General features: G+C 72.0%; 26 protein-coding genes. 8 read left to right on the top strand and 18 right to left on the bottom strand.

What is annotated here, in order from left to right; translation table 11 throughout:
- Positions 1-22 precede the first annotated feature (22 nt).
- Genes FB563_RS24020 through FB563_RS24010 form a run of 3 tightly spaced genes read right to left on the bottom strand, consistent with a single transcriptional unit; the run spans position 23 to position 2,655 of the window.
- On the bottom strand, positions 23-700 hold the full coding sequence (locus tag FB563_RS24020; RefSeq protein WP_055707435.1) for a response regulator: 678 nt from the start codon (positions 698-700) through the stop codon (positions 23-25).
- Entirely contained in the window at positions 697-1,905 is a 1,209-nt protein-coding gene (gene macS, locus FB563_RS24015; RefSeq protein ID WP_055707436.1) for a MacS family sensor histidine kinase, read from the bottom strand. Before macS ends, FB563_RS24020 begins: the two co-directional genes overlap by 4 nt.
- Positions 1,906-1,941: 36 nt before the next feature.
- A complete protein-coding gene (locus FB563_RS24010) occupies positions 1,942-2,655 on the bottom strand; it encodes a lysophospholipid acyltransferase family protein (protein ID WP_234357825.1) in 714 nt (237 codons plus the stop codon).
- Positions 2,656-2,843: 188 nt separating this feature from the next.
- On the opposite strand from FB563_RS24010, the gene FB563_RS24005 reads away from it, so the two are divergent.
- The 3 genes from FB563_RS24005 to FB563_RS23995 are packed head-to-tail and all read left to right on the top strand — an operon-like array spanning position 2,844 to position 4,927.
- The gene (locus FB563_RS24005; RefSeq protein WP_055707437.1) at positions 2,844-3,623 is read left to right on the top strand and encodes an alpha/beta hydrolase; all 780 of its coding nucleotides are present in this window, start codon (positions 2,844-2,846) and stop codon (positions 3,621-3,623) included.
- The gene (locus FB563_RS24000) at positions 3,616-4,209 is read left to right on the top strand and encodes a hypothetical protein (protein WP_055707438.1); all 594 of its coding nucleotides are present in this window, start codon (positions 3,616-3,618) and stop codon (positions 4,207-4,209) included. The genes FB563_RS24005 and FB563_RS24000 overlap by 8 nt, the downstream gene beginning before the upstream one ends.
- 40 nt (positions 4,210-4,249) lie before the next feature.
- Positions 4,250-4,927 (top strand): TetR/AcrR family transcriptional regulator, encoded by a 678-nt coding sequence (locus FB563_RS23995; RefSeq protein WP_055707439.1) that lies wholly within the window; start codon positions 4,250-4,252, stop codon positions 4,925-4,927.
- Positions 4,928-5,010: 83 nt separating this feature from the next.
- Here FB563_RS23995 and FB563_RS23990 read toward each other — a convergent pair whose 3' ends face one another.
- The 7 genes from FB563_RS23990 to FB563_RS23960 form a co-directional block, all read right to left on the bottom strand.
- Positions 5,011-6,381, bottom strand: coding sequence for a serine hydrolase domain-containing protein (locus FB563_RS23990; RefSeq protein ID WP_055705266.1), 1,371 nt, complete (start codon positions 6,379-6,381; stop codon positions 5,011-5,013).
- Between the two features lie 100 nt (positions 6,382-6,481).
- A complete protein-coding gene (locus tag FB563_RS23985; protein WP_055705267.1) occupies positions 6,482-7,237 on the bottom strand; it encodes an endonuclease/exonuclease/phosphatase family protein in 756 nt (251 codons plus the stop codon).
- 68 nt (positions 7,238-7,305) lie between these two features.
- Complete coding sequence (locus tag FB563_RS23980; RefSeq protein ID WP_055705252.1) at positions 7,306-8,259, bottom strand: ROK family glucokinase; 954 nt, start codon at positions 8,257-8,259, stop codon at positions 7,306-7,308.
- Positions 8,260-8,326: 67 nt separating this feature from the next.
- A complete protein-coding gene (locus tag FB563_RS23975) occupies positions 8,327-8,827 on the bottom strand; it encodes a DUF5304 domain-containing protein (protein WP_055705253.1) in 501 nt (166 codons plus the stop codon).
- A 60-nt stretch (positions 8,828-8,887) separates the two neighbouring features.
- On the bottom strand, positions 8,888-10,063 hold the full coding sequence (locus tag FB563_RS23970) for an ArsA family ATPase (RefSeq protein ID WP_055705254.1): 1,176 nt from the start codon (positions 10,061-10,063) through the stop codon (positions 8,888-8,890).
- Positions 10,064-10,157: 94 nt separating this feature from the next.
- Positions 10,158-10,610, bottom strand: a complete 453-nt coding sequence (locus FB563_RS23965) for an SRPBCC family protein (protein WP_055705255.1) — start codon at positions 10,608-10,610, stop codon at positions 10,158-10,160.
- Between the two features lie 122 nt (positions 10,611-10,732).
- A complete protein-coding gene (locus FB563_RS23960; RefSeq protein WP_055705268.1) occupies positions 10,733-11,545 on the bottom strand; it encodes a metallophosphoesterase family protein in 813 nt (270 codons plus the stop codon).
- Between the two features lie 296 nt (positions 11,546-11,841).
- Here FB563_RS23960 and FB563_RS23955 point away from each other — a divergent pair, with 296 nt between their 5' ends.
- Positions 11,842-13,638 carry an AMP-dependent synthetase/ligase gene (locus FB563_RS23955; protein WP_055705256.1) on the top strand — a complete coding sequence of 599 codons (1,797 nt, stop codon included), beginning with the start codon at positions 11,842-11,844 and terminating at the stop codon, positions 13,636-13,638.
- A gap of 13 nt (positions 13,639-13,651) precedes the next feature.
- Here FB563_RS23955 and FB563_RS23950 read toward each other — a convergent pair whose 3' ends face one another.
- Positions 13,652-15,274 carry a GMC oxidoreductase gene (locus FB563_RS23950; RefSeq protein ID WP_079048659.1) on the bottom strand — a complete coding sequence of 541 codons (1,623 nt, stop codon included), beginning with the start codon at positions 15,272-15,274 and terminating at the stop codon, positions 13,652-13,654.
- Between the two features lie 147 nt (positions 15,275-15,421).
- Positions 15,422-16,564: a glycosyltransferase family 4 protein gene (locus FB563_RS23945; RefSeq protein ID WP_055705258.1), complete on the bottom strand. Its 1,143-nt coding sequence runs from the start codon at positions 16,562-16,564 to the stop codon at positions 15,422-15,424.
- Between the two features lie 117 nt (positions 16,565-16,681).
- Between FB563_RS23945 and FB563_RS23940 the strand changes: the two genes are divergently transcribed.
- The gene (locus tag FB563_RS23940) at positions 16,682-17,917 is read left to right on the top strand and encodes a glycosyltransferase family 87 protein (protein WP_055705259.1); all 1,236 of its coding nucleotides are present in this window, start codon (positions 16,682-16,684) and stop codon (positions 17,915-17,917) included.
- A 10-nt stretch (positions 17,918-17,927) separates the two neighbouring features.
- Here the strand turns inward: FB563_RS23940 and FB563_RS23935 are convergent, their stop codons facing one another.
- Positions 17,928-19,250: an MATE family efflux transporter gene (locus FB563_RS23935; RefSeq protein ID WP_055705269.1), complete on the bottom strand. Its 1,323-nt coding sequence runs from the start codon at positions 19,248-19,250 to the stop codon at positions 17,928-17,930.
- 131 nt (positions 19,251-19,381) lie between these two features.
- On the opposite strand from FB563_RS23935, the gene FB563_RS23930 reads away from it, so the two are divergent.
- Positions 19,382-19,912, top strand: coding sequence for a PadR family transcriptional regulator (locus FB563_RS23930; protein ID WP_055705260.1), 531 nt, complete (start codon positions 19,382-19,384; stop codon positions 19,910-19,912).
- A 22-nt stretch (positions 19,913-19,934) separates the two neighbouring features.
- Here the strand turns inward: FB563_RS23930 and FB563_RS23925 are convergent, their stop codons facing one another.
- From FB563_RS23925 to FB563_RS23905, 5 genes are all read right to left on the bottom strand, one after another.
- On the bottom strand, positions 19,935-21,128 hold the full coding sequence (locus FB563_RS23925; protein WP_411573172.1) for a hypothetical protein: 1,194 nt from the start codon (positions 21,126-21,128) through the stop codon (positions 19,935-19,937).
- 28 nt (positions 21,129-21,156) lie between these two features.
- A complete protein-coding gene (locus tag FB563_RS23920) occupies positions 21,157-22,194 on the bottom strand; it encodes a C40 family peptidase (protein ID WP_167528506.1) in 1,038 nt (345 codons plus the stop codon).
- Positions 22,195-22,443: 249 nt separating this feature from the next.
- Positions 22,444-23,478 carry a C40 family peptidase gene (locus tag FB563_RS23915; protein ID WP_055705262.1) on the bottom strand — a complete coding sequence of 345 codons (1,035 nt, stop codon included), beginning with the start codon at positions 23,476-23,478 and terminating at the stop codon, positions 22,444-22,446.
- A 224-nt stretch (positions 23,479-23,702) separates the two neighbouring features.
- Positions 23,703-25,046, bottom strand: a complete 1,344-nt coding sequence (locus FB563_RS23910; RefSeq protein ID WP_055705263.1) for an NYN domain-containing protein — start codon at positions 25,044-25,046, stop codon at positions 23,703-23,705.
- Between the two features lie 42 nt (positions 25,047-25,088).
- Entirely contained in the window at positions 25,089-25,328 is a 240-nt protein-coding gene (locus FB563_RS23905; RefSeq protein WP_014672226.1) for a hypothetical protein, read from the bottom strand.
- Between the two features lie 184 nt (positions 25,329-25,512).
- Here FB563_RS23905 and FB563_RS23900 point away from each other — a divergent pair, with 184 nt between their 5' ends.
- On the top strand, positions 25,513-26,256 hold the full coding sequence (locus tag FB563_RS23900) for a rhomboid family intramembrane serine protease (RefSeq protein WP_079048660.1): 744 nt from the start codon (positions 25,513-25,515) through the stop codon (positions 26,254-26,256).
- Positions 26,253-26,534, top strand: coding sequence for an Lrp/AsnC family transcriptional regulator (locus FB563_RS23895; RefSeq protein ID WP_055705265.1), 282 nt, complete (start codon positions 26,253-26,255; stop codon positions 26,532-26,534). Before FB563_RS23900 ends, FB563_RS23895 begins: the two co-directional genes overlap by 4 nt.
- Positions 26,535-26,547 lie beyond the last annotated feature (13 nt).

Genomic DNA, 26,547 nt, shown 5'->3' with positions numbered 1-26,547 from the left:
GTGGACGGCCGACCGGCGGCGCCTACTCGTCGTCGAGTCCGCGCTCTATGGCGTACCGCACCAGCTCGACCCTGTTGTGCAACTGCAGCTTGCCGAGGGTGTTCTGCACGTGGTTCTGCACCGTGCGGTGGGAGATGACGAGGCGCTCGGCGATCTGCTTGTAGCTCAGCCCCTTGGCGACCAGCCGCAGCACCTCCGTCTCCCGGTCCGTCAGCCGGGGCGCGCCGGGCTCGTCGGTGTCGGGGGCGGGGGCCGGTTCGGAGGCCAGCCGGCGGTACTCGCCGAGGACCAGTCCGGCGAGGCCCGGCGTGAACACCGGGTCACCGACGGCGGTACGGCGCACCGCGTCCAGCAGCTCCTCGGTGGAGGCCGACTTCAGCAGATAGCCGGTCGCGCCGGACTTCACCGCCTCCAGCACGTCGGCGTGCTCACCGCTGGCCGAGAGGACGAGGACGCGCAACGCCGGGTTGTGGGCGACCACTTCCTTGCACACCTGGACGCCGGGCTTGGCGGGCAGGTTGAGGTCCAGCACGAGGACGTCGGGGACCGCGGCCTTGGCGCGGCGGACCGCCTGCTCGCCGTCGCCCGCGGTGGCGACCACATGGAAGCCGGACTCGGTCAGGTCCCGGGCGACCGCGTCGCGCCACATGGGGTGGTCGTCCACCACCATGACCTTGATCGGGTCCTGCTGCTCGCTCATCGACGTCCCGCCTTCTGGTTCTTCGGTACCTTCAGTTCCACTTCCGTGCCCTGCCCGGGGACGGAGACGAGTTCGGCGCTGCCCCCCAGGTCGCGCAGCCGCCCCCGGATCGACTGGGCCACGCCGAGCCGGCCCTCCCCCTCGGCCTGGGCGAGCCGCCCCTCGGGGATGCCGGGACCGTCGTCCCGTACGGTCACGACGACCTCGTCCGGCTCGTCCTCGACCAGGATCCAGGCCCGGGCCCGCTCGCCCGCGTGCCTGCGCACGTTGTCCAGGGCGGCGCCGACCGCGGCGGCCAGCTCCCGCGCGGCGGGCCGGGACAGCGCGACCGGCGCGCCGGGCTCGGCCAGGCTCACCCGGGCACCGGCGTAGGGCGCGAGCAGGGAGCGCAGGTCGACCGGCCCGTCGTCGTCGGGCTCCTCCACCACGCGTACGACGGCCCCCGCGGCGGCGTCCTCCGACACCCGGGAGACCGGCAGCAGACCGCCGGAGACCAGCGTGCGCAGCGCCACCTCCTGCTCCCCCGCGAGCCGCCCGAGCTCCGCCGCCTCGCCACCGATGACGGCGCCGCGCCGCTGCACCATCGCCAGCACCTGGAGCACGCCGTCATGGATGTCCCGGGCCAGCCGCTCCCGCTCCCGGGTCGCGGCCTCGATCTCCAGGGCGCGGGCGAGGGTGCGCTCGGAGGCGCGGGCGACCTCCACGACGTAGCCGATGGCCACGGAGGCGATCCAGACCAGCAGGACGGCGTGCACCGTCGCCCGGGTCGGAGTGCCGCGCTGGACGACGTTGGCGATGGCGACCGGCGTCGAGGCCAGCACCGCCCAGCGCCAGCCCCCCTTGAGCGCGAAGCCGAGGACCACACCGGCCGTCCATATCGACGGCAGCGTCGGAGTGCCCGCCACGATGCGCGCGTGGGAGGCGGCGACCGGCGTGAGGAGGATGCCGGTGAGCCCGATGGCCAGGTCGGCGGCGAGGAAGCGCCGGGTGCAGTGTGCGGCGCTCGCGACCTTGGGCAGCGTGGCCAGCGTCCACACGAGGAGGACCGCGAAGTAGCCGACGGCGACCCAGGGGTGTTCGTACTTGCCGTGCCGGGCGACGAACAGGCCGATCGCGTACAGCATCGTCAGTACGCGGTATCCGGCGAGGGCACGCCACATCGGCTGCTCGACGGACATCCTCATGACGCGCTCGCGCTTGACCACCGTACCCCCCGTCCCCCCGCTTCCCCCGGTTCGCGTCTACTCGTCGGCCTTCTTCTTCTCCGCTTCCTTGGCCGCCTTCGCCGCCTCCGCGATCTGCCGCTTGGCAGCCGTCGCGTACATGTCGACGTACTCCTGGCCGGACAGCTTCATGATCTCGTACATGACCTCGTCGGTCACGGCGCGCAGGACGAAGCGGTCGTGCTCCATGCCGTGGTAGCGGCTGAAGTCGAGCGGCTTGCCGATGCGGATGCCGGGCCGCATCAGCTTCGGCATCACCTTGCCGGGGGGCTGGATCTTCTCGGTGTCGATCATCGCCACCGGGATGACCGGAGCGCCGGTGGCCAGCGCCACGCGCGCGAGGCCGCCGGGCTTGCCCCGGTAGAGCCTGCCGTCGGGCGAGCGGGTGCCCTCGGGGTAGATGCCGAACAGCTCGCCGCGCTCCAGCACCTCTATGCCGCTCTTGATCGCGGCCTCGCCGGCGCCGCGCGCCCCGGAGCGGTCCACCGGGAGCTGTCCGACACCCTTGAAGAAGGCCGCGGTCAGCCGGCCCTTCACCCCTGGGGTGGTGAAGTACTCGGCCTTGGCGATGAAGGTGACCTTGCGGTCCAGGACCGCGGGCAGGAAGAACGAGTCCGAGAAGGACAGGTGATTGCTCGCCAGGATGGCCGGGCCGTCGGCCGGTATGTTCTCCAGGCCTTCCACCCAGGGCCTGAAGGCGACCTTCAGCGGCCCCCCGATGGCGACCTTCATCGTGCCGTACAACACCCGCTTGCCTCCTGTTTCCGTCGAACAGACCTTAACCCTTCGGGAACCTCAAAGGGCCCGACGACCCTGGTCGGTGTCGGTGCGGTCGCGTACGGTGAAGCACATCCGCACGTTTTCCCCACGCCGCCACCGCCCACCGGTGGGGGCTCTCTCCAGAAACAGGAGCGTCGAAGGTGCCGGTCCTCCCCGGAGCCGAGCCGTACCGCCACGAGGGCGGGGAGGTGGGGGTTCTCCTCTGCCACGGCTTCACCGGCTCGCCCCAGTCGCTGCGCCCCTGGGCGGAGCACCACGCGGCGCACGGCCTGACCGTGTCGCTGCCCCTGCTGCCCGGCCACGGCACCCGCTGGGAGGACATGCAGGTCACGGGCTGGCAGGACTGGTACGCGGAGGTGGACCGCGAACTGCGCCTCCTCTCCGAGCGCTGCTCCCGCGTGTTCGTCGCCGGCCTGTCCATGGGCGGCGCACTGGCCCTCAGGCTGGCGGCCCGGCACGGCGAGCGGGTCGCCGGCGCGGTGGTCGTCAACCCGGCGAACAAGGTGCACGGCCTGTCGGCGTACGCCCTTCCGGTGGCCCGGCATCTCGTGCGGACGACGAAGGGCATCGCCAGCGACATAGCCAAGGAGGGCGCGGCCGAGCTGGGCTACGACCGGGTGCCGCTGCACGCGGCGCACTCCCTGCGGGTGTTCCTGCGCCGGCTGGACGGCGAGCTGCCCCAGGTCACCCAGCCCCTGCTGCTGCTGCGCAGCGCCCAGGACCATGTCGTCCCGGCGGCCGACTCGGCCCGGGTGCTGAGCCGGGTGTCGTCCACGGACGTGACGGAGACCGTGCTGGAACACAGTTACCACGTGGCGACGTTGGACCAGGATGCGGACCGGATCTTCGAGGAGAGCCTCGCCTTCATGGGCCGGCTCGCACCCAGTCTCGGCAAGGAAGGGACGGCCACAGGTGGCTGAGCACGAGTCCGACCGTGAAGGCCGCGAGGGCCGCGAGGGCCGCGAGGGCCGCGAGGGCCGCGAGCCGGACGAGCAGAAGGTGCCCTTCGACGAGGACGCCGCCTGGCGGGCCATCGTCGCGGGGTACGGCGAGGAGCCGCCGGACCCGCCGGGCGCCCGGCCCTTCAAGCCGGTGGAGGACCTGGCGCTGCCCGAGCCGGAGAAGGACGCCGAGAGCGACACCGACAAGGCACCGCCGGTCAGACCGCTGGGCAGCTCGGTCTCGTTCGCGCCCGGTGTCGGCCCGCGCGACTACAACCCGCCCGAGCCCTCCGAGGACGACTTCGACGAGGACGACGAGGGCCACTTCGTCCCGCCGGAGCCGCCGCCGCTGCCGGACGCCGACGTCACCGCGAAGTTCGCCTGGCTGGGCGTCGTCGGCGGGCCGGTCCTGCTGCTGCTCGCGGTGCTGCTCGGCTGGGACATGACCTGGTGGCTGACGACCCTCGGCATCGGGGGCTTCCTCGGCGGCTTCGCCACGCTGGTGGTGCGGATGCGCACGGACGACGAGGAAGGTGACGACCCGGGCCGGGGCGCGGTGGTCTGAACTTTGTACAAGTCCTGAAGACCTGCCCTATCGTGAGCCCATGCCACGCGACACGCTCACCCCGGAACAGATCGTCCGGACCGCCGTGGAGCTCCTCGACGACGAAGGTCTCGAGGGCCTGAACATGCGCAGCCTGGGCAAGCGTCTGGGGGCCGCGGCGACCGCCGTCTACTGGCATGTAAAGAACAAGGACGACCTCGTGCTGCTCGCCGCGGACCGGGTGTGGCACGAGGTGGCACTGCCGGCGCTCGACGCGGCCGACTGGCGGGACACGGCCACGGCGATGGCCGACCGGCTGCACGAGATGCTGCTCCGGCATCCGTGGCTGGTCCAGGCGATCGGCTCCCATCTCCTCCACGGCACCGGCAAGGCCCGGTACGACGATCATCTCCTCGGCGTCTTCGAGACCGCCGGCTTCACCCCGCAGGAGGCCGACCGGGCGGCCGGCGCGCTGGTGACGTACGTCCTGGGCAACGCCCTCGGCGCGTCCGCCACCGCCTCACTGGCGAGGAAGGTGCGGCGGGCCGGTGGGGACGCGGAGGAGATGTTCTCGCAGACCCTGGCCAAGGCGGCTCAGGCGGCGCAGCAGTTCCCGCGGCTGCAGGCGCGGCTGGGCACGACCGCGGCCACCGAGTACGCGGCCGCGGCCGACGGTAGCTATGCGGCGGGATTGCGCGCACTGCTGGAGGGGCTGCGGCCGGTGGACAGCGCCCCGTAAGGGGCGCGGGGCTGTGTCTGATACGCGACTGCGGGTGCGTGGGCGCGACCAGCCCCCACGCACCCGCAGTCGCGTACGGCGAATCAGGACCGAGTGAAGAGGCGCCCCGCCAGGTCGACCCCCGTCACCGTGCCGTCGGCCGCGCGCGAGAAGAAGCCCTTCTGCCCCTTCAAGCCGCCCTCGGTGACGACGTACTCGTCCCCGTCCCCCGGCAGGAAGCCGATCCCCGCGGCCGGGTAGTCCGGCGGCATCTGCGCATCCGACGCCGCCCGGATCTCCGGCTTGATGCCGACGGCCAGCGTGAGCCGGCCGTCGGCCACCGCGATGTCGAGGTTCATGGCGTCGATCTCGTACCGCCCGGCGACCTCCCGCGCCCGCTCCTCGTCGTAGGGCAGCGGTTCCGGCTCCCGCTCGACCACATCGAGGAACAGTTCCAGCGCCCGCTTCAGCACCGCCTGGTTGAACTGGTAGCCGTCCGGGCCGCAGTTGGCGAGCGAGACGACGGCGAAGTCCCGCTCCGGCACCAGGAGCAGCTCGGCGAACTGGCCGTTGCCCGAACCTCCGTGGCCGACCGTGCGCACACCCTCCACGTCCCGCAGGAACCAGCAGATGCCGAAGGCGTCGCCGAGCGTGCTGCCTCGCAGTTCGACGGTCGGTTCCTTCATGCGGTCCAGCGTCCCGGCGGCCACCGGACCCGCTCCGTCGCCCAGCTGGAACCGCGCCCAGCGCAGCAGGTCGCTCGCCGAGGACACGACTCCGCCGCCGGGGTTGTTGCCACGCAGTCCGGCCCGCCATGACTTCCAGGGCCGGGCGAGGGTGAGGGAGCCGTCCTCGGCGCGGTTGTGGCCGACGGCGAAGCGGCGGACCACGACGTCGTCGAGGTCGAGGACGGTGTCGGACAGGCCCAGCGGCTCCAGGACCAGTTCGGCCAGCGCCTTCTCGAACGGCAGGCCGGTGACGTTCTCCACCACCCGGCCGAGCAGGTTGTAGCCGGCCTGGCTGTAGGAGGCGCGGGTGCCGGGCGGCGCGATCAGCGGCAGCCGGTCCAGCCGGCCGACGAACGCGGCGAGCGAGCCGTCGCCCTCGTCGGCGTCGACCAGGTTCCAGTCCAGGCCCGCCGTGTGGTTGAGCAGGTTCAGCACGGTGATCCGGGCGGCGGCCTCCTCGTCGGCGAGGCGCAGCTCGGGAACGTACCGGCGGACCGGCGCGTCGAGGTCCACCCTGCCCTGTTCGACCAGGCGCATCAGCGCGGTCGCCGTGAAGGTCTTGCTGACCGAGGCCAGGTGGAAGAGCGTGTGCTCGTCGACCGGCAGGGGGTGCTCCACGTTCGTCACCCCGTGGTGGACATGGATCTCCTCGCCGCCGGTCAGTACGGCCACGGCGGCCCCCGGCACCCCGAACTCCTTCGCCGCCGTCTCCACGAACGCGGCCAGTGACTCACGCTTCCCGGACATCATTTCCCCCTCCTGGTCACTTGAACTAAGTACAGGAAGGACAGTAGGTGATCGCGGCGGAGGTGCACAAGGGTTTTCCTGTACTTAGTTCAAGCGGAACTCACGCCACCGGTACGCGCAGTGCCGCGAGGACCGGGAGGTGGTCAGTGGCCGCCGTCAAGTCGGCCCGGGCGACCCCTGGTTGGTCCAGCGGAACACCGCAGCCGAGGACCTCGATGCCCTTGGTCGCGAAGACGGCGTCGAGGCGCTGCGGGGGGTCGCTGTGCGGCCAGGTGGTCTCGCCGCCCCAGGGGGCCACGGCACGGCAGTCCTGGAGGCTCGCCGAGAGCAGACGGAAGGCAGGGCCGTCGGGGCCTTCGTTCAGGTCGCCGCCGGCGATGGCGTGCTCCGCGCCCAGGCCGGTGAGGCGGTCGAGGAGCAGGCCGCCCTGTTCGTACCGCTCCTTGCCCTCCAGGCTCAGATGGCAGCTGATCACGCCCAGCCGGACCCCTCCGAAACGGACCACCGCCGTGGCGAAGCCGCGCCGGTGCAGGCCGGGGGTGAGGGGCAGCAGGACGTCCTCCGTCCGCTCCACGGTGGCCCGGAGCGAGCAGAGGATCGCCGGGCCCGCCGCGGTGGCGCCGCCGGTGAGGACCACCTGGCCGGAGGCCGCGGCCAGCCGGGCCAGCTTCTTGCGCCAGCGGAAGAAGCGCGGGGCCTCCTGGACGAGGACCAGGTCGGGGGCGCAGGCGGTGATGATCCTGGTCAGGGCGTCGGTGTCGTCGCGCATCGAGCGGATGTTGTAGCTCAGGACGCGGATGACGGCGGAACCGTCGGGTTCGGTACGGGAGTTGGGAAGCAGCGTGCTGGTCGCCATGGCGATCAACATACGACGATGCCCGCCCGTCCCGGGACCGGACGCGGCGGGCACCGTCGTACGCCCCACTACATGATCGGGTCGGGCTCCCGGGCCAGGTCCGCCGCGCCCACCAGGCCCGCCTTGTTGCCGAGCTGGGCGGCGATCACGTCGGCCACCGGGCGCCAGTTGCCGCCGACCAGCCAGCGCTTGTAGGACTTGCGGATCGGGTCGAGGACCAGTTCGCCCTCGTCGGAGAGGCCGCCGCCGACGATGAACGCGGACGGGTCGAAGAGGGAGGCCAGGTCGGCCAGGCCCGCGCCGGCCCAGCGGGCCAGCTCGCGGTAGGAGTCGACGGCCACCGGGTCGCCCTGGCGGGCGGCCATGGAGATGTGCTTGCCCTCGATGCCGTCGGGGGTGCCGTCACCGAGGCCCAGCAGGATCTCTGCGTTCTCGGGGGTGGCGTTGGCGCGCTGCTTGGCGTACCGCACCAGGGCGCGCCCCGAGGCGTACTGCTCCCAGCAGCCCTGGCTGCCGCAGCCGCACAGCAGGCCGTCCGGGACCATCCGGATGTGGCCGAACTCGGCGGCCACGCCGAAGTGGCCGCGGCGCAGCTTGTTGCCGATGATGATGCCGCCGCCGAGACCGGTGCCGAGCGTGATGCAGATGACGTTGCGGTGGCCCTTGCCGGCGCCGAACTTGTACTCGCCCCAGGCGGCGGCGTTCGCGTCGTTCTCGACCACGACCGGGAGGCCCACGCGGGCCTCGACCTTCTCCTTCAGCGGCTCCTGGCGCCAGTCGATGTTCGGCGCGAAGTACACCGTCGAGCGCTGCCGGTTGACGTAACCGGCCGCACCGATGCCCACGCCGACGATCTCGTGCCCGGCGCGCGCACCCTCCACCGCCGAGGCGATGGCGTCCACGATGGCCTCGGGCGTGGTGGGGGTCGGCACCTTGAAGGTCGAGAGGATGTTGCCTTCCTCGTCGACCACGCCGGCCGCGATCTTGGTGCCGCCGATGTCGACGCCGATGGTGAGTCCCATGAATCCCTCAGTTCCGGTCGAGCCCCGCTACGGCCAACCGTACCCGAGGCCCTGCCGGGAAAGCGCTTCAGTCCAGGTCGATCCGCTCCCCCGGACCGGTGCCCTCGCCCCCGTCCCGCCGGTCGTCCGGCCCCTCGCGGGTCAGGTCGTCGGCGGTGCGGGCGGTCCAGCGGCGCTCCTGGGCCTGGACCGCGGATCGGTAGGCGGCGAGCAGTTCGCCGCCGGCCGCGGCCAGGTGGTCGAAGACGTCCGGGTTGCGGTCGATGACGGGTTCGACGGCGGCCTTGGCCTGCTGGACGACCTGGCGCACCATCTGCTGGGCGGCGGGTCCGGCGAGGCTGCCGAGGAGCGGTGACTGGAGGCCGGACAGCTTGTCGGCCACCGTGTCCACGAGTTTCTTCAGTTCCTCCGCGGCCGAGCCCGGCTGGGGGCCGTACTCCGCGCGGCGGCGGGCCTTCTCGGCGGCGAGGTCCTCGGCGCAGGCCGTGGCCCAGGCGTCGGCGTCGGTCGCCCGCCCCGGTTCCTCATATCCCTGGTGCGAGTCGGATGCGGGACGCTCTTCGCTCATGGCGGACTCCTGACTACGGTTCGCCTTTACGACGTTACCCGAACGGGCGTACCCGGATCATCACCGTCCGGTTGTGGGCCACAGGTCGGGGTCCGGGGCGAAGCGGATGCGCAGCTCGCCCTCGCGCAGGCCGGCCCCGGCGACTGTGCAGCGGCGCAGGGCGGAGGGCAGCGGGACGATACGCCGGAACGGGCCCACGGTGATCACGAGTTCGTCGCCGCGCCGGATCAGGTCCAGCTCGTCCCGTATCGCCCCGGGCAGCGGGATGTGCCAGACCAGCACGCCGTCCTGGGCGATCCGGTCGGTGACGGGCCACTCGACCGGGGCGGGCGACGGGTTGACGGGCGGCACGGCGAGGGCGGCGAGGTCGTCGGTGCCGCGCGGGTCGTGGCCGAGGTGCGGGACGAGGTGGACGTCGTACGGCCGCTCCTGCCAGTCGGCGAGGGTCTTGCGCTGCTGGGCGAGGAGCCCGGCGAGCAGGCTGTCCGGGTCGGTCTCGGGCAGGGCGCGGTTGGCGATCAGGGCCTCGGTGCGCAGGCCGCGCAGGGCGAGGCCGAGGCCGGCGGTCCGTACGGCGTCGGCGCCGGCCGGGCCGGGTTCGGCGACCAGGCGTACGGCGGTGTTCCGGTCGGTGAGGACGGCCTCGACGGCGGCGAGTTCGACGTCCCAGCGGGCGGCCGTCTCGTACAGCCAGTCGGAGGGCATCGGCACGCCGGCCAGCCGGCCGAGGACCGGGCGCAGGGCGCGGGCCGCCTGCCGCTCGGGCGGGAGCAGCCGGCGCAGATAGCGGCGCAGCTCCTCGGGGAGGCCGAGCAGGGCGAGGGCCTGCGGAAGGGGCGGGAGGTCCACCACGAGCAGGTCGTACCGCTCCGACAGTGCCGCGTCCCGCACGGCTCGCAGGAAGGACAGCTCCTCGGCGCCGGGCAGCGGGGTGACCTCCTCGGCGTCCAGCCGGGCGGCGCCGAGCAGGTCGAGAACGTTGGCGGCACGGGCCTGGAAGGCGGTGAGGTCCTCCCGGAAGCGTTCGGCGGCGTCGGGGCGCCAGGTGTCGAGGTGCGCCGCGGCTTCTTCCGGCACCGGCCCTGCCGCGGAGCCCAGCGCGGCGCCGAGGGTGTCGGTGCGGTCGGCACTCAGCAGGAGGGTGCGGGTGCCTTCGCCTGCGGCGCGCAGTGCGGTGGCGGCAGCGACGGTCGTACGGCCGCTGCCGCCCGGGCCCGTGATCAGGATGGTGCGCATGAGGCTGAACCGTACCGGTGCCTGTCCGGTGGCTCGGCGTGCGTCACCGGGGGCTGTGCCCCCGGACCCGCGCTTCGGCCTGACGTCCGCGTCCTCAAACGCCGGACGGGCCGCCTTGCTCCACCCTCTTCTTCAGGCCCGCCAGCGCGCGGTCGATGATGACCTTCTCCGCCTTGCGCTTGATCATGCCGAGCATGGGGATCTTGACGTCCACCGTGAGGAGGTAGGTGACCTCCGTCGTGGCCGGGCCGGTGGGCTTGAGGATGTAGGAGCCGTCCAGGGAGCGGAGCATCTGGGACTTGACCAGGGTCCAGGAGACCTCGTTGTCGCCGGTCCAGGTGTAGGCGAGCGTCTGGTCGTCCTTGATGGCGCCGGCGTCCATGACGAGGCGGACCTGCTCGGCGCGGCCCCGGTCGTCGGTCTTGAGGACCTCCGCCTCCTTCACCTCGCCGGTCCAGTCCGGGTAGCGGGCGAAGTCGGCGATCACCCCCATGACGTCGGCCGGTGCCGCCTCGATGGTGATGCTCGAGCTGGTGTGTTCCGCCATCGCCGTGGCTCCTCCAGATGCGGGCCGGTACAGAGGTCGTCGTGCGCACGTGTGTGCAGCGTGAAGGCTACCGCGCCGCCGACCTGCCGCCTTCACCCCATGTCCCACCCGCCGTCGGCCGGTCACCATTCGAGCGCCCAGGGGCGGCCCGTGCCGGCGAAGTGGCCCACGTTCACGCACTCGGTCGCGCCGATCCGCATGCGGCGCGCGAGCGGCTGGTGGACGTGTCCGAAGAGCGAATAGCGGGGCCTGGTACGGCGGATCGCGTCCAGCAGCGCGCGGCTGCCGCGTTCGAAGCGGCGGGCGACCGTGTCGTAGACCAGCTCGGGGACCTCCGGCGGGATGTGCGTGCACAGCACGTCGACCTCGCCGACCGCCTCGATCTTCGCCGCGTACTCCTCGTCGTCGATCTCGTACGGCGTTCGCATGGGGGTGCGCAGCCCACCGCCGACGAAACCGAAGGTCCAGCCGCCGATCTCCACCCGCTGGCCGTCGAGCACGGTGGTGCCGGAGCGGGCGTACTCCTGCCAGAGCGGCGGCATGTCGACATTGCCGTAGGTGGCGTACGTCGGGGTCGGGAACGCGGCGAACAGCTCGGCGTACTGCTTGCGCACCGCCTTCTCGATGGCCGCGGCCCGGTCCGTGCCGATGCCGGCCCACAGCCGCGCGCCGAACTCCCGGGCCTCCTCGAAGCGCCGGGCGGTGCGCAGCTCGACGATCCGGTCGGCGTTCTCCTTGCCGAACAGGTCCGGGAAGATGCCGCGCGAGTGGTCGGCGTAGTCGAGGAAGAGGACGAGGTCGCCCAGGCAGATCAGGGCGTCGGCACCCTCGCCGGCCCGGGCCAGGTCCCGGGCGTTGCCGTGCACGTCGCTGACCACGTGGACGCGGGTCCTGCGATGTCCGGCGTTTCCGCTGCCGGAGGGTGTGGGGGCCATGGTGATCAAGCGTAGGCGTGTGCGGTGTGCGTGAACAGTGTCGGTCCGGCCTGCGGTTACTCGCCGGTCGCTTCAGCCGTGGACTACTGTGCGCGAAGGAACGCCAACATGTGTGACGCAGCGAACATCTCACCGGGACCCCCTGTCGGGAACGGCATACCGGCGGGTAACGTCCGGGCCGTCCAGTCGTGCTCTGGATTTCAACAGCTGAATTCCCGAGCACTTGCCCGAGCCTTGGACCGCACCGTCGCATCACACAGTGTCGTGGCGTCGGCGCCCTATGAGGAGCAGCAGTCTTGCGCGAGTTCAGCCTTCCGGCTTTGTACGAGGTCCCTGCGGACGGCAACCTGACCGACATCGTCCGCAGAAACGCCGCGCAGCATCCCGACGTCGCCGTCATCGCCCGCAAGGTCGCAGGTGTCTGGCAGGACGTGACGGCCCGGGAGTTCCTGGCCGAGGTGCACGCCGCCGCCAAGGGTCTCATCGCCGCCGGGGTCCAGCCGGGCGACCGGGTGGGCCTGATGTCCCGCACCCGTTACGAGTGGACCCTGCTCGACTTCGCGATCTGGAGCGCGGGCGCGGTCACCGTGCCGGTGTACGAGACCAGCTCGCCGGAGCAGGTGCAGTGGATCCTGTCCGACTCGGGCGCCACCGCCTGCGTCGTGGAGCAGGCGGGCCACGCCGCGGCCGTGGAGTCGGTGCGCGAGTCGCTGCCCGCCCTCAAGCACGTCTGGCAGATCGAGGCCGGCGGGGTGGAGGAGCTCGGTCGGCTCGGGCAGGACGTGTCGGACGAGACGGTCGAGGAGCGCAGCTCGCTCGCCAAGGCCGACGACCCGGCGACCATCGTGTACACCTCCGGCACCACCGGCCGCCCCAAGGGCTGTGTGCTCACCCACCGCAGCTTCTTCGCCGAGTGCGGCAACATCGTGGAGCGGCTGCGCCCGCTGTTCCGTACCGGCGAGTGTTCGGTCCTGCTCTTCCTGCCGCTGGCGCACGTGTTCGGCCGGCTGGTGCAGATCGCGCCGATGATGGCGCCGATCAAGCTGGGCTGCGTCCCGGACATCAAGCACCTCACCGACGAGCTGGCCGCGTTCCGGCCGACGCTGATCCTCGGTGTCCCGCGCGTCTTCGAGAAGGTCTACAACACGGCGCGCGCCAAGGCGCAGGCGGACGGCAAGGGCGCGATCTTCGACAAGGCGGCGGACGCCGCGATCGCATACAGCAAGGCGCTGGACACCGCCTCCGGCCCGTCGTTCGGCCTGAAGGTCAAGCACAAGGTCTTCGACAAGCTGGTCTACAGCAAGCTGCGCGCGGTCCTCGGCGGCCGCGGCGAGTACGCCATCTCCGGCGGCGCCCCGCTCGGCGAGCGGCTCGGCCACTTCTTCCGCGGTATCGGCTTCACCGTGCTGGAGGGCTACGGCCTGACCGAGTCCTGTGCGGCCACGGCGTTCAACCCCTGGGACCGGCAGAAGATCGGCACCGTCGGCCAGCCGCTGCCCGGCTCGGTGGTGCGGATAGCGGACGACGGCGAGGTGCTGCTGCACGGCGAGCACCTGTTCAAGGAGTACTGGAACAACCCGGGCGCGACTGCGGAGGCGCTGGCCGACGGCTGGTTCCACACCGGTGACATCGGCACCCTGGACGAGGACGGCTACCTCAGGATCACCGGCCGCAAGAAGGAGATCATCGTCACGGCCGGCGGCAAGAACGTGGCCCCGGCGGTGATCGAGGACCGGATCCGGGCGCACGCGCTGGTCGCGGAGTGCATGGTGGTGGGCGACGGGCGGCCGTTCGTGGGGGCGCTGGTCACCATCGACGAGGAGTTCCTGGGCCGTTGGTGCGCCGAGCACGGCAAGCCGGCGGGTTCCACCGCGGCGTCGCTGAAGGACGACCCGGATCTGCACGCCGCGATCCAGGCCGCGGTCGACGACGGCAACGCCGCGGTGTCGAAGGCGGAATCGGTGCGGAAGTTCCGCATTCTGTCCTCCCAGTTCTCGGAGGAGTCGGGCCACCTCACCCCGTCCCTGAAGCTGAAGCGGAACGTGGTGGCGAAGGACTACGCGGACGAGATCGAGGCGATCTACGCCAAATAGCCCGGCAGTTGTCTCATGGCGCGGTGTCCTCGGCGAGGACCCGCGCCATCGTGCGTTCGGCGAGCGCGGTGATGGTGACGAACGGGTTCACGCCGATGTTGCCGGGCACGAGCGAGCCGTCGGTGACGTAGAGGTGGGAGTACCCCTTGACCCGGCCGTAGTCGTCGGTGGCCCGGCCGAGGACGCAGCCGCCGAGGGGGTGGTAGGTGAAGTCGTCCGCGAACACCTTGCTGCCGGAGCCGAACAGGTCGTAGCGGTAGATGGTCGCGTTGGCCAGGTTGATCCGGTCGAACAGCTTCTTGGCCATGCTCACCGACACCGCGCTCTGGGCGGCACTCCAGCCGAGCTTCACCGCCCGGGAGGCGGAGTCGTAGGTGAAGGAGGCCCGTTCGGGGTTCTTGGTGATCGCCAGGTAGAGGCTGATCCAGTGCTCGAACCCCATGGGCAGCGGGGCGATCTCGGCGAAGACGGGGTTGTCGGCGTTGGCCCAGTCGTCGATGCCCATGACGGGCATGGTGGCCTGGTCGGCGCCGACGGTGTCCCAGACGTGGTTGGCGCGCCCGAGCATGGTGTTGCCGTTGGTGCCCCAGCCCGCGCCCACGGCGGAGTTCAGGTCCGGCAGGGTGCCGGTGTCCCGGGCGCGGACGAGGAGTTCGGTGGTGCCGAGGCTGCCGCCGCCGAGGAACAGGTACGTGCAGCCGTACTGCTTGGTCTCCACGACCGCGCCGGTGGCGTCGATCCGGTCGGCGCTCAGGACGTACGACCCGTCGGCCGCCCTGCCGACCGAGGTGACCTTCTCCAGGGTGTGGAGGGTGACGTTGCCGGTGCCGAGGGCGGCGGCCAGATAGGTCTTGTCGAGGCTCCGCTTGCCGTGGTTGTTGCCGTAGATGACCTCCCCGGCCAGCGCGGACCTCGTGGCCGTACCGGCGGCCTCCTGCTGCATGTAGCCGAAGTCGTAGACGTTCGGCACGAAGGTGGTCCTCAGGCCCGCGTTGCCGGCGGCCTTCCGGGAGGTGCGGGTGAACCGGTACCACTCGGTGGACTCGAACCAGGCCGGGTCGATGGTGTTGACGCCGAGCATGGCGCGGGCGCGGGGGTAGTAGGTGCCGTACATCTCGTCGGCGTCGACGGTCGGGAACTGCTCGGTGAAGTAGGACTTGAGGGGCGTGACCGCCATCCCGCCGTTGACGAGCGAGCCGCCGCCGACGCCCCGGCCGACGTAGACGGACATGTTGTCGTAGTGGACGCGGTCCAGGACGCCGGGATAGAGGCCGATGTCCTTGTTGACCACGTCGAGCCAGAGGAAGGTGGCGAGCGGGGCCTCGGTGCGGGTGCGGAACCACATGGAGCGCTGGTCGGGGGCGGTGGTGGAGCAGAAGACCCTGCCGTCGGGGGCGGGGGTGTTCCAGAGCCGGCCCATTTCCAGGACGAGGGTACGGATGCCGGCCTGGCCGAGGCGGAGGGCGGCCACGGCGCCGCCGTAGCCGGAGCCGATGACGATGGCCGGGGCGGATTCGACTGCGTCGGGCTCGGCGGCTCGGGCCGACTGGAGTCCTATGCGGGTGAAGCCGAGGGTGGCCGCGGTCCGGAGCGCGGCCATACCGAGTATGTGACGTCTTGTCAGCTGACGTCTCATCAGGTTTGCTGTCATGTGCCGCAGCATCGGCGGATTATGGAGTTCCGCCAAGAGTCGCCGTATGAAGGGGTGGGGACTCGTCGTCGGCGGCTGCGGGTGTTTCGTGGTTGCTCGCGCAGTTCCCCGCGCCCCTTACGGGGCGCTGCACTACAGCAGTGTTTTCAACGTCTCCGCGAGCAGGTCCCAGCGCCACCTCTCCTCGACCCACTGGCGGCCTCGCTCGCCCATCCTCCGGCGCAGCTCGGGGTCGGCCAGCAGGGCCACAATCCGGTCGGCCGCCTCCTCGGGGGAGCCGCCCTTGACCACCCAGCCCGTCTCCCCGTCCAGGACTGCGTCCGGTGCGCCGCCCGAGTCGCCCGCCACCACCGGCAGGCCCGTCGCCGAGGCCTCCAGGTAGACGATGCCCAGGCCCTCCACGTCCAGGCCGCCCCGACGGGTGCGGCAGGGCATGGCGAAGACGTCGCCGGCGCCGTAGTGGGCGGGCAGCTCGGACCAGGGGACGGAACCGGTGAAGCGGACGGAGTCGGAGAGGCCGGTCTCGGCGGCCATGCGGCGCAGGTCCCGCTCGTAGGGACCGCCGCCGACGACGAGCAGGACGGTGTCGGGCTCCGCGGCGAGGATGCGGGGCATGGCCTGGATGAGGGTGTCCTGGCCCTTGCGCGGGACCAGCCGGGAGACGCAGACCACGACCGGGCGGTCGGTGAGGCCGAGGCGGGCGCGGACCTCGGCGCCGCCGGAGCCGGGGTGGAAGGTCTTCTCGTCGACGCCGGGCGGCAGTTGGACCATGCGGGCGGCCGCCGCCGGGGTCAGTGCCGAGGCGATCCTCGACCGCGTGTACTCACCCAGATAGGTGATCGTGTCCGTGGACTCGCCGATCCGGCGCAGCAGTTGCCGGGCGGCGGGCAGCTGGGCCCAGCCCGCCTCGTGGCCGTGGGTGGTCGCCACCAGTCGCTCGGCGCCCGCCCTGCGCAGCGCCGGGGCCATGAGGCCGAGCGGCGCCGCCGCCCCGAACCACACCGAGGTGCACCCGTGCTCGCGCAGCAGCCCCACCGCCCGCCGGGTCACCCGCGGGGTCGGCAGCAGCATGGTCGTACGGTCGCGTACGACGGTGAAGGGCTGCTCGGCGTCGAAGGCGGCCGTGGCCCGGGCGCCCTCCCTGCCGCGCTTCCAGGTGGAGGCGTAGACGACCAGCCGGCCGGGGTCCAGGCGGAGGGCCATGTTGTGCAGGAAGGCCTGGATACCGCCCGGCCGGGGCGGGAAGTCGTTGGTGACGATCAGGGTCTTGTGCATCGCCGCCGACCCTACCGAATCGGCCGTCCGGAGCCGCGTGCGGCCGAGTTTGTGGCATGCACACAGACATGCACGACATCATGGTGCCCGACGCGGCATCGAACGGCAGGGGAGCACGTGGAGACGAAAGGCGCCGGGCGGTCCCTGGCATGGCTGCTCGCGACCTGGAGTGTCACCCGTGCGGTGCTGCTCCTGTTCGTCTTCCAGGTCTTCGTCTTCCCGGGCCCGGACGTCACCTCCGACGTGTCGGTGATCTACCGGGGCTGGTACGAGGTGCTGCGCCAGGGGACGTTTCCGCTGGACGACGTGACCTGGCAGTACCCCCCGGCCGCCGCGCTCCCGGTGCTCTCCCCCGCCGTCCTGCCCTTCCTGTCGTACGCGCACGCCTTCTTCGTGCTGGCGTTCCTCGCCGACGTGGCCGTCCTGGCGCTGCTGCTGTATCCGGGCCGGCGCCCGGGCCGCTCCCTGCGCGGGGCCTGGGTGTGGGTGGCGGGCGCGCCGCTGCTCGGTCCGACGGTGTACGCCCGCTACGACGTGATGGTGACCGCGGTGGCCGTGGCGGCGCTGGTGGCCGGAGCCCGGCATCCGCGGGTGATGGGCGCGCTGTCCGCGTTCGGCGCCCTGCTGAAGGTGTGGCCGGCGCTGCTGCTGGTCGGTGCCGTGCGGCGGCGGGCCTGGTGGTCGGCGGCGGTGACCGCGTCCGGTCTTGCGGCGCTGTTCTCGGTGTCCATGCCGGGCGCCTTCGCCTTCCTGACCTTCCAGCGGGACCGGGGCACCGAGGTGGAGTCGCTGGGCGCCCTGGTCTTCCATGTGGCCCGGCACTTCGGCTGGCAGGGCCAGGTGCTGCTGAACTACGGGTCGATCGAGTTCCTCGGCCCGTATGTGGGCCTGGTCAGCACGGCGGCTCTGGGGCTGACCGGGGCCGCGTTCGGCTGGCTGCTGCTGTGGCGGCTGCGCGCGGCACGCAGGGCGCCGCACACGCTCGCGGAGGCGGCCTTCACGGCGGTCCTGCTGTTCACGGTCACCAGCCGGGTGATCAGCCCGCAGTACCTGGTGTGGCTGATCGGCCTGGCCGCGGTCTGTGTGTCGTACCGGGCGAGCCGGATGGGCGCGCCCGCGCTGATGGTGGTGGCCGCGTCCTTCGTGACCGTCCTGGAGTTCCCGCTCGGCTTCCTGCACGTGGTGCTGAGCGACCGGTACGGCGTCTTCCTGCTGTTGGTGCGCAACGGCCTGCTGGTCGCGGCCTCGCTCACGGCGGCCCGCCGCCTGTGGCACTCGACCGTATCCCCGGCTCCCACCGCCCCGCTCGCCCCGCAACCGGCCGAAGCGCACCAGACCCCGGTCTCTCCCTGACCCGCCCGGCTCACCCGGCACGGACAAGGGACACCCCTGCTTTCTCGTGGCGGCCGGTCCGGCGCAGCAGCACTGCCACGGCCGCGCACTGGACGGTCATCGCGAGGGCCAGGGCCAGGCAGATGCCGGGCAGGCCGAGGTTGCCGAGGGCGTACGCCAGGGACAGTTGGACGACCGTGCCGAGCAGGGTGACCCGGAGCAGTGCCGGTGCTCCGCCGCTGCCCTCGAAGACCCCGCCGAGGGCGATGAAGCAGGCCATCAGCACCAGATACGGGCCGACGCAGCGCAGGAACAGCGCGCCCTGGCGGGCGACTTCGGGGCCAGCGCCGAAGGCGGCCATGATCCAGGGCGCCGTCGCGGCGAAGACGGCGGAGGCGGCGAGGCCGAGGGCGCCGGAGAGCAGCACCGCCTGCCGGCCGATGTCCCGCCACGCGTCCGCTCCCGCGCCCCTGGTGTGCGCGGTGTGGATCGCGGCGGCCTGCCGTACCGCGTAGAAGGCCATGGTGGCGACGTACATGACCTTGTAGGCGAGGGCGTACGCGGCCACCGCCGTCACCCCGAGCCGGGCCACGATCGCCACCAGCACCAGGGCGCCGCTCTGGCGCACGGTGAAGTCGGCGGACATGGGCAGGCCGGTGGTGAAGGTGCGGCGCAGGGCGGTGTGGACGGGTTCGGCGGGCGTGGGCCGGGCCGCCGTCCGCGGCAGGGCGGCCCGGCGCAGGGCGCGCAGGCCCGCCGCGAGGGCCACAGCGCGGCACAGCACGGTGGAGGCGGCGGCGCCCCGGACGCCGTAGAGGTGGATGAGGACGGGGTCGCACAGCAGGATCAGGCCGTTGACGAGGAGGGCGAGGCGCAGCGGCGTGCGGGTGTCGCCGGTGCCCTTGAGGATGCCGTCGACGAGCTGCTGGGCGAAGAAGACGGCCAGGCCCGGCAGGGAGATCGCGAAGTAGGCGGTGGCCAGGCCGAGGGCCGCTCCGTCGTGGCCGCCGAGGACCAGTGCGGCCAGCGGGCCGCGCAGCAGCAGGCCGCCCGCCGCGACCACCGGCGTCACCAGGGCGCACAGGGCCCAGCCGCCCCGCACGGCGGCTCGTACGGCGGCCGGGTCCCGGACCCCTCGGGCGTGCGCCACCAGCACGGTCGTACCGGAGGCGAAGACCAGCGCGACGCCGAGCAGCACGTTCTCGGTGTTGGTGGCGACGGCCACGGCGGCGACGGCGGCACCGCCGAGCCGGGAGACCCAGACGGTGTTGATGATCCCGGAGGCGACCGAGGCGAGCAGGGAGAGGTAGACGGGGTGGGCGAGGGCTATGAGCTGCTTGCGGTGGGCGATCACGGTCGGCGACTCCTCGGCGTCCGCACATCGATCCATGCCGTATGCGGCTATCTCGTTTCGTGTTACCTCGATTCGAGGTAACTCGATAAGAGGTAACATGGCGTCCGAGGCCGCTGCAAGGAGGAGACCGCGTGCTGGAGTTGTCGATCCTGGGCTTCCTCGCCGAGGGACCGCTGCACGGTTACGAGCTGAAGGAACGCATCAAGGCGCTGAGCGGCCATGTCCGCCCGGTCAGCGACGGCGCGCTCTATCCGGCCATCAACCGGCTCGTCGCCGCCGGACTGCTCGACCAGCACACCGAGGAAGGTGCGAGTGCCGCCCCGCGCCGGGTGCTGTCGCTGACGGAAAAGGGCCGTCAGGAGCTGCTGGCACGGCTGCGCGCCCCCAAGCAGGCGGAGATCACCGACCACGTCCGCTTCAACACGCTGCTGGCCTTCCTGCGCCATCTGGACGACCCCGCCGAGCAGGCCGCTGTGCTGCGCCGCCGGCTGGAGTTCTTGGAGGCTCCGGCGAGCTTCTTCTACCGGCAGGGCGAGCCGGTGCGCGCGGAGGAGGCGGGGGACCTGTTCCGCGAGGGCATGCTGCGGGTCGCCCGGGCCACCGGGAAGGCGGAGCGGGCCTGGCTGAGCGAGGCCATCGAGACGCTCGACGCGGCCGGTTGACCGGTCGCAAGGGAGCGGGGCGTCACTCGGTCCGGCTCAGCTGCGCCCGCACATACTCCCGCCACTGCCCGGTGAACTCCCCCGGTGTGGTCCCCAGCACCTTCCGCAGCGCGTCCTCGACCGCCCCCGCCCGCTTCCGGTGGGCACCGACGGCGCGGTAGAAGGCGTCGAGCCGGGCCGCGCCCCAGTGATCGGCGATCATCCGGCAGGCCAGCCAGCCGCTCTCGTAGGCCCGGGCGAGCTCGGCCGGGTCGCTGGTGAAGCCGAAGTCCTTGTCGGTGGGGAGCCCGGTGGGCGGGTGACCGTCCTGCACGGCACGGGTGAGCTCCGGCGCGGCCTCGGTGGGGGTGCGGCCGGTGCCCAGGTAGCCGATCCAGTCCGCGTAGCCCTCGGAGAGCCACAGCGGAGTCGCGGCGGTGGTGTGCGCGCGGGTGGCCACATGGGTGGTCTCGTGGGTGAGCACCACCTGCTTGCCGAGGTCACCGAGGATGGCGTACGCCTCCGGGTTGACGACCACCCGGTCCGCGGGCGCCCGGCCCGAGCCCCCCGTCTCACCGGTGGTCACGGCGGCGATCCCCCGGTAGTTCGCGGCGGGCGAGCCGAGCAGTCCCGCCATGCCCTGCAGGGACCGCGGGACGAGGACGACGACACGGCGGGTCCAGTCGGTGCCCCAGGCCCGGGAGACCGCGGGCACCGCACGGTCGGCCAGCTTCGCGTATCCGCGCAGGTCGGCGAGGGTCCGGCCGGTGCCCAGGACCAGGCTGTGCGCGCCCTTGACGGCGGTCACCGGACCCTGGTCCCACAGCTGCTGCCCGGCGTCCTCGGCGGGCCGGTCGGCGGTGACGTACCACTTGCCGTCGGCGGTGCGGCCGAGGGTGAGGGTGCGCCGGGCGTCGACAGGGGCCTTGTCGTACCCCGCGACGCGATAGCTCAGGTCGGCGTCGGCGGTGGTGCCGGCGGAGGTGCGGTGCACGGCGGTGACCCGGTAGGCCCAGGAGGCCAGCGGCAGGGCGCGCAGCCGGGTGTACTCGGTGCGGGTGCCCGTCACCCCGTACGCCGTCTCGTCGTGGCCGAGGAGCGCGGCCGAGCGCCGGTCGAGCAGATGCTGCACCTGGGCGCGGGCGGTGTCGGACGGGGTGCCGCCGCAGCCGGCCAGGGGCAGCAGCAGCCCGAGCCCCACGGCCCCGATACTCCACGCCCGCCTGCGACCAGCCACTTCCCGATCGTAACGGCGAGCGGCCGGATCAGGGCCGGGTGACCGAGGAGACCGGCATCATCCCGACCGGGTCGTAGCGCACCGCGGCGCCGGGATAGGGCGCGTGGATGACCTGGCCGTTGCCGACGTACATCCCCACATGACTGGCGTCGGAGCGGTAGATGACCAGGTCGCCGGGCCGCGCCTCGGAGAGCGGGACCTGCCGGCCGGCGAAGCGCTGTTCCTGCGAGGTCCGGGGCAGCTGGACCCCGGCGTGCGCGTACGACCACTGCATCAGGCCCGAACAGTCGAAGCCGGAGGGGCCGCTGGCGCCCCACACGTACGGCCGGCCGAGGGCGGAGCGGGCGGCGGCCACCGCGGCGGCGGCGCGGGCGTCGGGGGTGTCCGAGGTGTCGGGGGCGATGAGGCCGGTCAGGTCGGACAGATCGAGGCGGCCGTCGCCGTCGGAGCGCGAGGCCCGGCCGAGGACCGCGCGGTCGGCCGGCGGGAGCGCGTTGAGCAGCTGCCGGGCCCTGGCGAGCTTGCGCACCACGGTCCGCTTCTGCGTGGCCACGGCCTTGCGGCTGCTCTCCAGCTCGGCGAGTTTCCCGACCGCCACCGAGCGCTCCTGGGCGAGGTCCCGCAGCGCGGACTGCAACTCCCGCAGCTGCCCGGCCTGTTGAGCGGTGATGCGGTCGAGGGTGGACGCCTTGTCGAGATAGTCGTCGGGGCTGTCGGAGAAGAGCAGCGCCACGGCCGGGTCGATGCCGCCCGCGCGGTACTGGGCGCCGGCCAGCGAACCCAGCTGCTCGCGCAGGGTGTTGACGCGCTGCTGCTGCCGGGCGATGAGGTCCTGGGCCTCGCGGACCTCACGGCGCAGCGCGCCCTCCCGCTCCTGGGCCTTGTCGTAGGCCTGGGTCGCCTGCTCGGCCTCCTGGTAGAGCCGGTCCACCTCGGCCCGGGTGTCGCCCTTCGGTGCGGCCTGTGCCGGTACGGCGCCGAGTGCGGCGGCCGCGGCCGACAGCACGCACAGGGCGGCGGCGCCCCGGTCGAATCCGGAGGAGGAGAAGCGGCGATGAGACCCCACGGCAGTCCTTCTGCTGGCGGACAGGAACCGCTCCCCCGGCGCCTGGGGACGGGGAGGCCCCGGCGCCGGGGAAACGCGGCAGACAGTAGCCGTGCGGAAGGGGCCGGACCAACGGCCGTGGCGGCAACATACGGTGACGCCCCGCCGCTGACCCAGGTCAGTGGCGGGGCGTGGAGTCACTTCCGGTCCACGGGATTCGCCCGTTCGGGCGCCCCCGTGCGAGCGTTTCCGAGGGGATCGCGGCGGGTATCAGACCCGGACGCCGAACTGGAAGGGCATGTCGGACATCGCCTCGTAGCGGACCACGGCACCGGTGTGCGGGGCGTGCAGCACCTGGCCGTTGCCCGCGTACAGGCCGACGTGGTGGATGTCGCCGTAGAAGAACACCAGGTCGCCGACCTTGAGCTGGCTCTGGTCGTAGATGCGGGTGCCGATGGTGGCCTGCGACTCGGAGGTGCGCGGTATCGAGACACCGGCCTGGGCGTAGGCCCAGGAGGTCAGGCCCGAGCAGTCGAAGGAGGACGGGCCGGAGGCGCCGTAGACGTAGGGCGAGCCGATCACGCTCTGCGCGGCGGAGAAGGCCGCCGCGGCGCGGCCGGAGGCCGGCGGGGCGTCGCCGAGGTTGACGCGAGCGCTGGAGGAGCGGTCTGCGCGCGCCTGCTGGGCGGCGAGGTCCGCCTTCTCCTTGGCCGTCAGGGTGTTGAGCAGCTTCTGCGCGTCGGCGAGCTTGGCCTGGACCTCCTTCTTCTTCTGCTCCAGCTGGGTGCGCGTGGAGGAGAGGTCCTTGAGCTTGTCGGCGGCTTCCGTGCGCTCCTGGGCGAGTTCGCGCTGTTTGTCCTGAATCTTCTTCAGGGCGTCGACCTGCTGGGCGCTCAACTGGTCGAGCGTGGAGGCCTTGTCGAGGAAGTCGTCCGGGTTCGAGGACAGGAAGAGCTGGACCGAGGGGTCGATGCCGCCCGAGCGGTACTGCGAGGTGGCCAGCGAACCCAGGCCGTCGCGCAGCTTGTTGAGGTCCTGCTGACCCCGCGCGACGTTGTCCTGGATGGTGGATATTTCCTTCTGCAGCTTCTGCTGCTTCGCCTTGGCCCCGTCGAACTTCTCGGAGGCCTGCTCCGCCTGCTGGTAGAGCTCGTCGACCTTGGCCTTGACCTGGTCCTTGGAGAGCTTCTGGCTCGGCGCGGCGTTGGCGGCGTTCGCGCTCAGGACGACGGCTGCGGCGGCTGCGGTGGTCAGCACGGTCACGCGGGCGCGACTCTGCTGCTTGGGTCGACGGTGGGACGCCACGGAGGACGAACTCCTTCTCGTGAGTGAGTGAGTGAGTGATCACCCGTTCGGAGGTTCGAGCCCAGACCCTAGTGACCCAGTTGTGATCAGTTCAAATCCTCTCACCAGAAAATCCCATCACGCAATGCATTCTTTGCACAGAACTCACATGCCGTGATGCGCGATCGACACTACGTTGCGTGACGATACGGCTAATTCGGGCATTGCATATGCCCGTTGGGCCTTCAGGACAGTCGCTTGAGAAGCACCGCAGAGGCGACGGGCCGGGCACCCGCCCTGGCGACCCCGTCGGCCACCTCACGGTCGGTGGAGGCGACGATGACCGGACGGCCGGGCGGCTCCGCGCGCACCAGCTGACGGATCAGCTCGTCGGCCGTGACGCCCGGCTTGGAGAACAGCACCCGGACCCCGCGCGGCGGTGCGAGCAGCACCGGGGCGGCCAGTTCGGCGCCGTCGAAGACACAGGTCACCTCGGCGCCGGTCTGCGCGGCGAGCGCGGAGAGCTGGCCGAGGAGTCTGAGCCGCTGCTTCTCCAGCGGCATCTGCGGATAGCCGGTCTTGGTGACGTTGTAGCCGTCGACCACCAGATGTACCTGCGGCAGCGCAAGCAACTGGTCGAGAATGGCCGGGTCGTTCTCCGACAGGGCGCGCGCCGCGATGTCCTTCGGGGTCATTCGTCCCGGTTCGACCGCGTCCACGGTCTCGGCGGGCCGCACGGACACGGGCGGCAGGGCGAGTTCGCGCCTGAGGCCCTGGGTCGCCTCCAGCAGGGTGTCGAGCAGCAGCCGTACCCGCATGTCCTCCACGCTGCGGCCCTCGCGGGCGGCGCGGCGGGTCGCCTCCAGCGCGGCCTCCGCCTCGCCGAGGCGGGCCTTGAGCCGGCGCGACTCGCTCTCGGCGGCCGACACCTGCCGGTGCGCCTCGGCGCGTAGGGCGTCCATCTCGCCCTGGGCCTTGCGCAGGGCGGCCTCGCCCCGCTTGACGTCGCTGAGGGCGGCCCGGAGCTTGCGGTGCAGCGATTCCGCTTCCTTCTTCGCCGACTCCAGCTCCGCCCGCAGCCGTTCGTTCTCGGCGCGGGTGTGCTCGCGGGCCTGGGCCAGCTCGGCGCGCAGCCGCTCCAGCTCGGCCCGGCTCTCCTCGTCGGCGCGCTCGGCGTCCGCGCGCTGGACCTCCTCGCCGACCGCGGTGACCAGCTTCACCCAGCCCGCCGGGCGCAGCACGTAGGCCGCGGCCGCCACGTCGAGCGGGTCCGCGGCCGGGAGCGGCGAGCCGGAGTCGAGGGCGCCGGCGAGTTCCGGCTGCGCCTCTCTGAACTTCTCCCCGATCCGCTGCCGGAACAGCGCATCGGTCTCCAGCGCCGCCGCCATCGCGTTGCCGGCGAACTTGGCCCGGCGGCTGGGGGTGAAGCGGGCGTACTGCCTGAGCTGGGCGGGCAGTTCCGTCATGGTCAGCCCGCCGAAGCCGTCGGAGACGATCTGGACGACCCTGCGTCGCACCCCGTCGGGCAGCGGACGGTCAAGCACCTCGGCGGTGCCGTCGCCCGGCCCCCCGCCTGTGGTCTCCACCATCCGTCACACCCCACTACTTCCACTTCTTCGGAGCCGCTCCGCTCAGGAGCCGGCGCCCGGCCTGTCCACGAGTTCCACCTGGTCCACCGCGTTGCACCAGCGGCACCGCACCGACTCGATGGTCTCACTGACCACCTCGCGCTCCTCCACGGTCGGCTCGCCGGCCAGATCGAGGTGGACGTACTCGACGACCTTCGAGGAGCGCGTCACGTCGAACCGGGTCAGGTTGCCGCACAGGGTGCAGCGCCATCGGGTGGTGGCGGTCGGCAGGGGAACCGTCATCGTGGCTGTCCGCTTCCTTCTCGTTCGGGCTCGTACGGCCTCGTACCGGCTCGTGCTCGCTCGCGTGCCGCCGGCCGACGCGTGTGGCGGTAACCCTACGGCCTGGCGGCGACTCGCCGCTGGTCCGTCCACGGCGGCGAGGCGGTCTGTCGGCTTGCGTCCCGTTACGTCATGCTCTGTATTCATGATCAGCGAGTCGAGCACGGCGGCGGGCAGGGCGTTCAGAGCGGTCCGGAGCACATCAGCACCCATGACGTACGGCCTCATCGCCCTGTGCTGTCTGCTCTTCGTCCTGGGCCCGGCCTCGGGGCTCACCCCGGGATACGGCTCGGGGGACGCCCTGCTCGCCGCGCAGCGGGCGTACTTCCACCGCTGGGGCGTGGTGCCGGCCGAGCTGTTCGCCAGGCCGGTGCGCGCGGCCCTGACCCCCGCCACGGCCCTGTTCGTGCACGGCAGCTGGGTACATCTGCTCGGCAACATGCTCTTCCTCTTCGTCTTCGGCGCGATGACCGAGGAACGGATGGGCCGGGTCGAGTTCACCCTCTTCTACGTCGGCTGCGGCTATCTCGCCCTGCTGGGGTACGCGGCCGCCAACGACGCCTCCGAGCAGTCGCTGGTGGGCGCGTCCGGGGCGATCTCGGCGGTCCTCGGGGCGTTCCTCTACCTGTTCCCTCGCGCCCGTGTCACCAGTCTTCTGCCGTTCCTGTTCTTCCTGCCACTGCGGTTCCCGGCCTGGATCGTGCTGCCCTTCTGGGCGGCGCTGCAGTGGGCGGCGGCGGGGCGCTCCGCGCAGGGGCCGGGGGTGGCGTATCTGGCGCACCTGGTGGGATTCGTGCTGGGGTTCGTCTACGCGTGGGTGCGCTACGGCCGTGCGACTAGAGTGAAAGCCGCCCCTGCTCAGGCCCCCGAGGGAGAGAACCTGCCGTGATCACCGCGATCGTCCTGATCAAGACCAGCGTGGACCGGATCCCCGAGATCGCGGAGCAGATCGCTTCGCTGGAGTCGGTCAGCGAGGTCTTCTCCGTCACCGGTACGTACGACTTGATCGCGATGGTCCGGGTGCGGCAGCACGAGGACCTGGCCGATGTCATCCCCGGGCGGATCAGCAAGATCCCCGGCGTGGAGGGCACGGACACGCACGTGGCCTTCCGCACCTACTCCCAGCACGACCTGGAGGCGGCCTTCTCGATCGGTCTCGACAACTGATCGTCCGAAGACC

Source organism: Streptomyces puniciscabiei (assembly GCF_006715785.1).
GTDB classification, from domain to species: Bacteria; Actinomycetota; Actinomycetes; order Streptomycetales; family Streptomycetaceae; genus Streptomyces; species Streptomyces puniciscabiei.
This window is presented reverse-complemented; position numbering and strand designations above follow the sequence as displayed.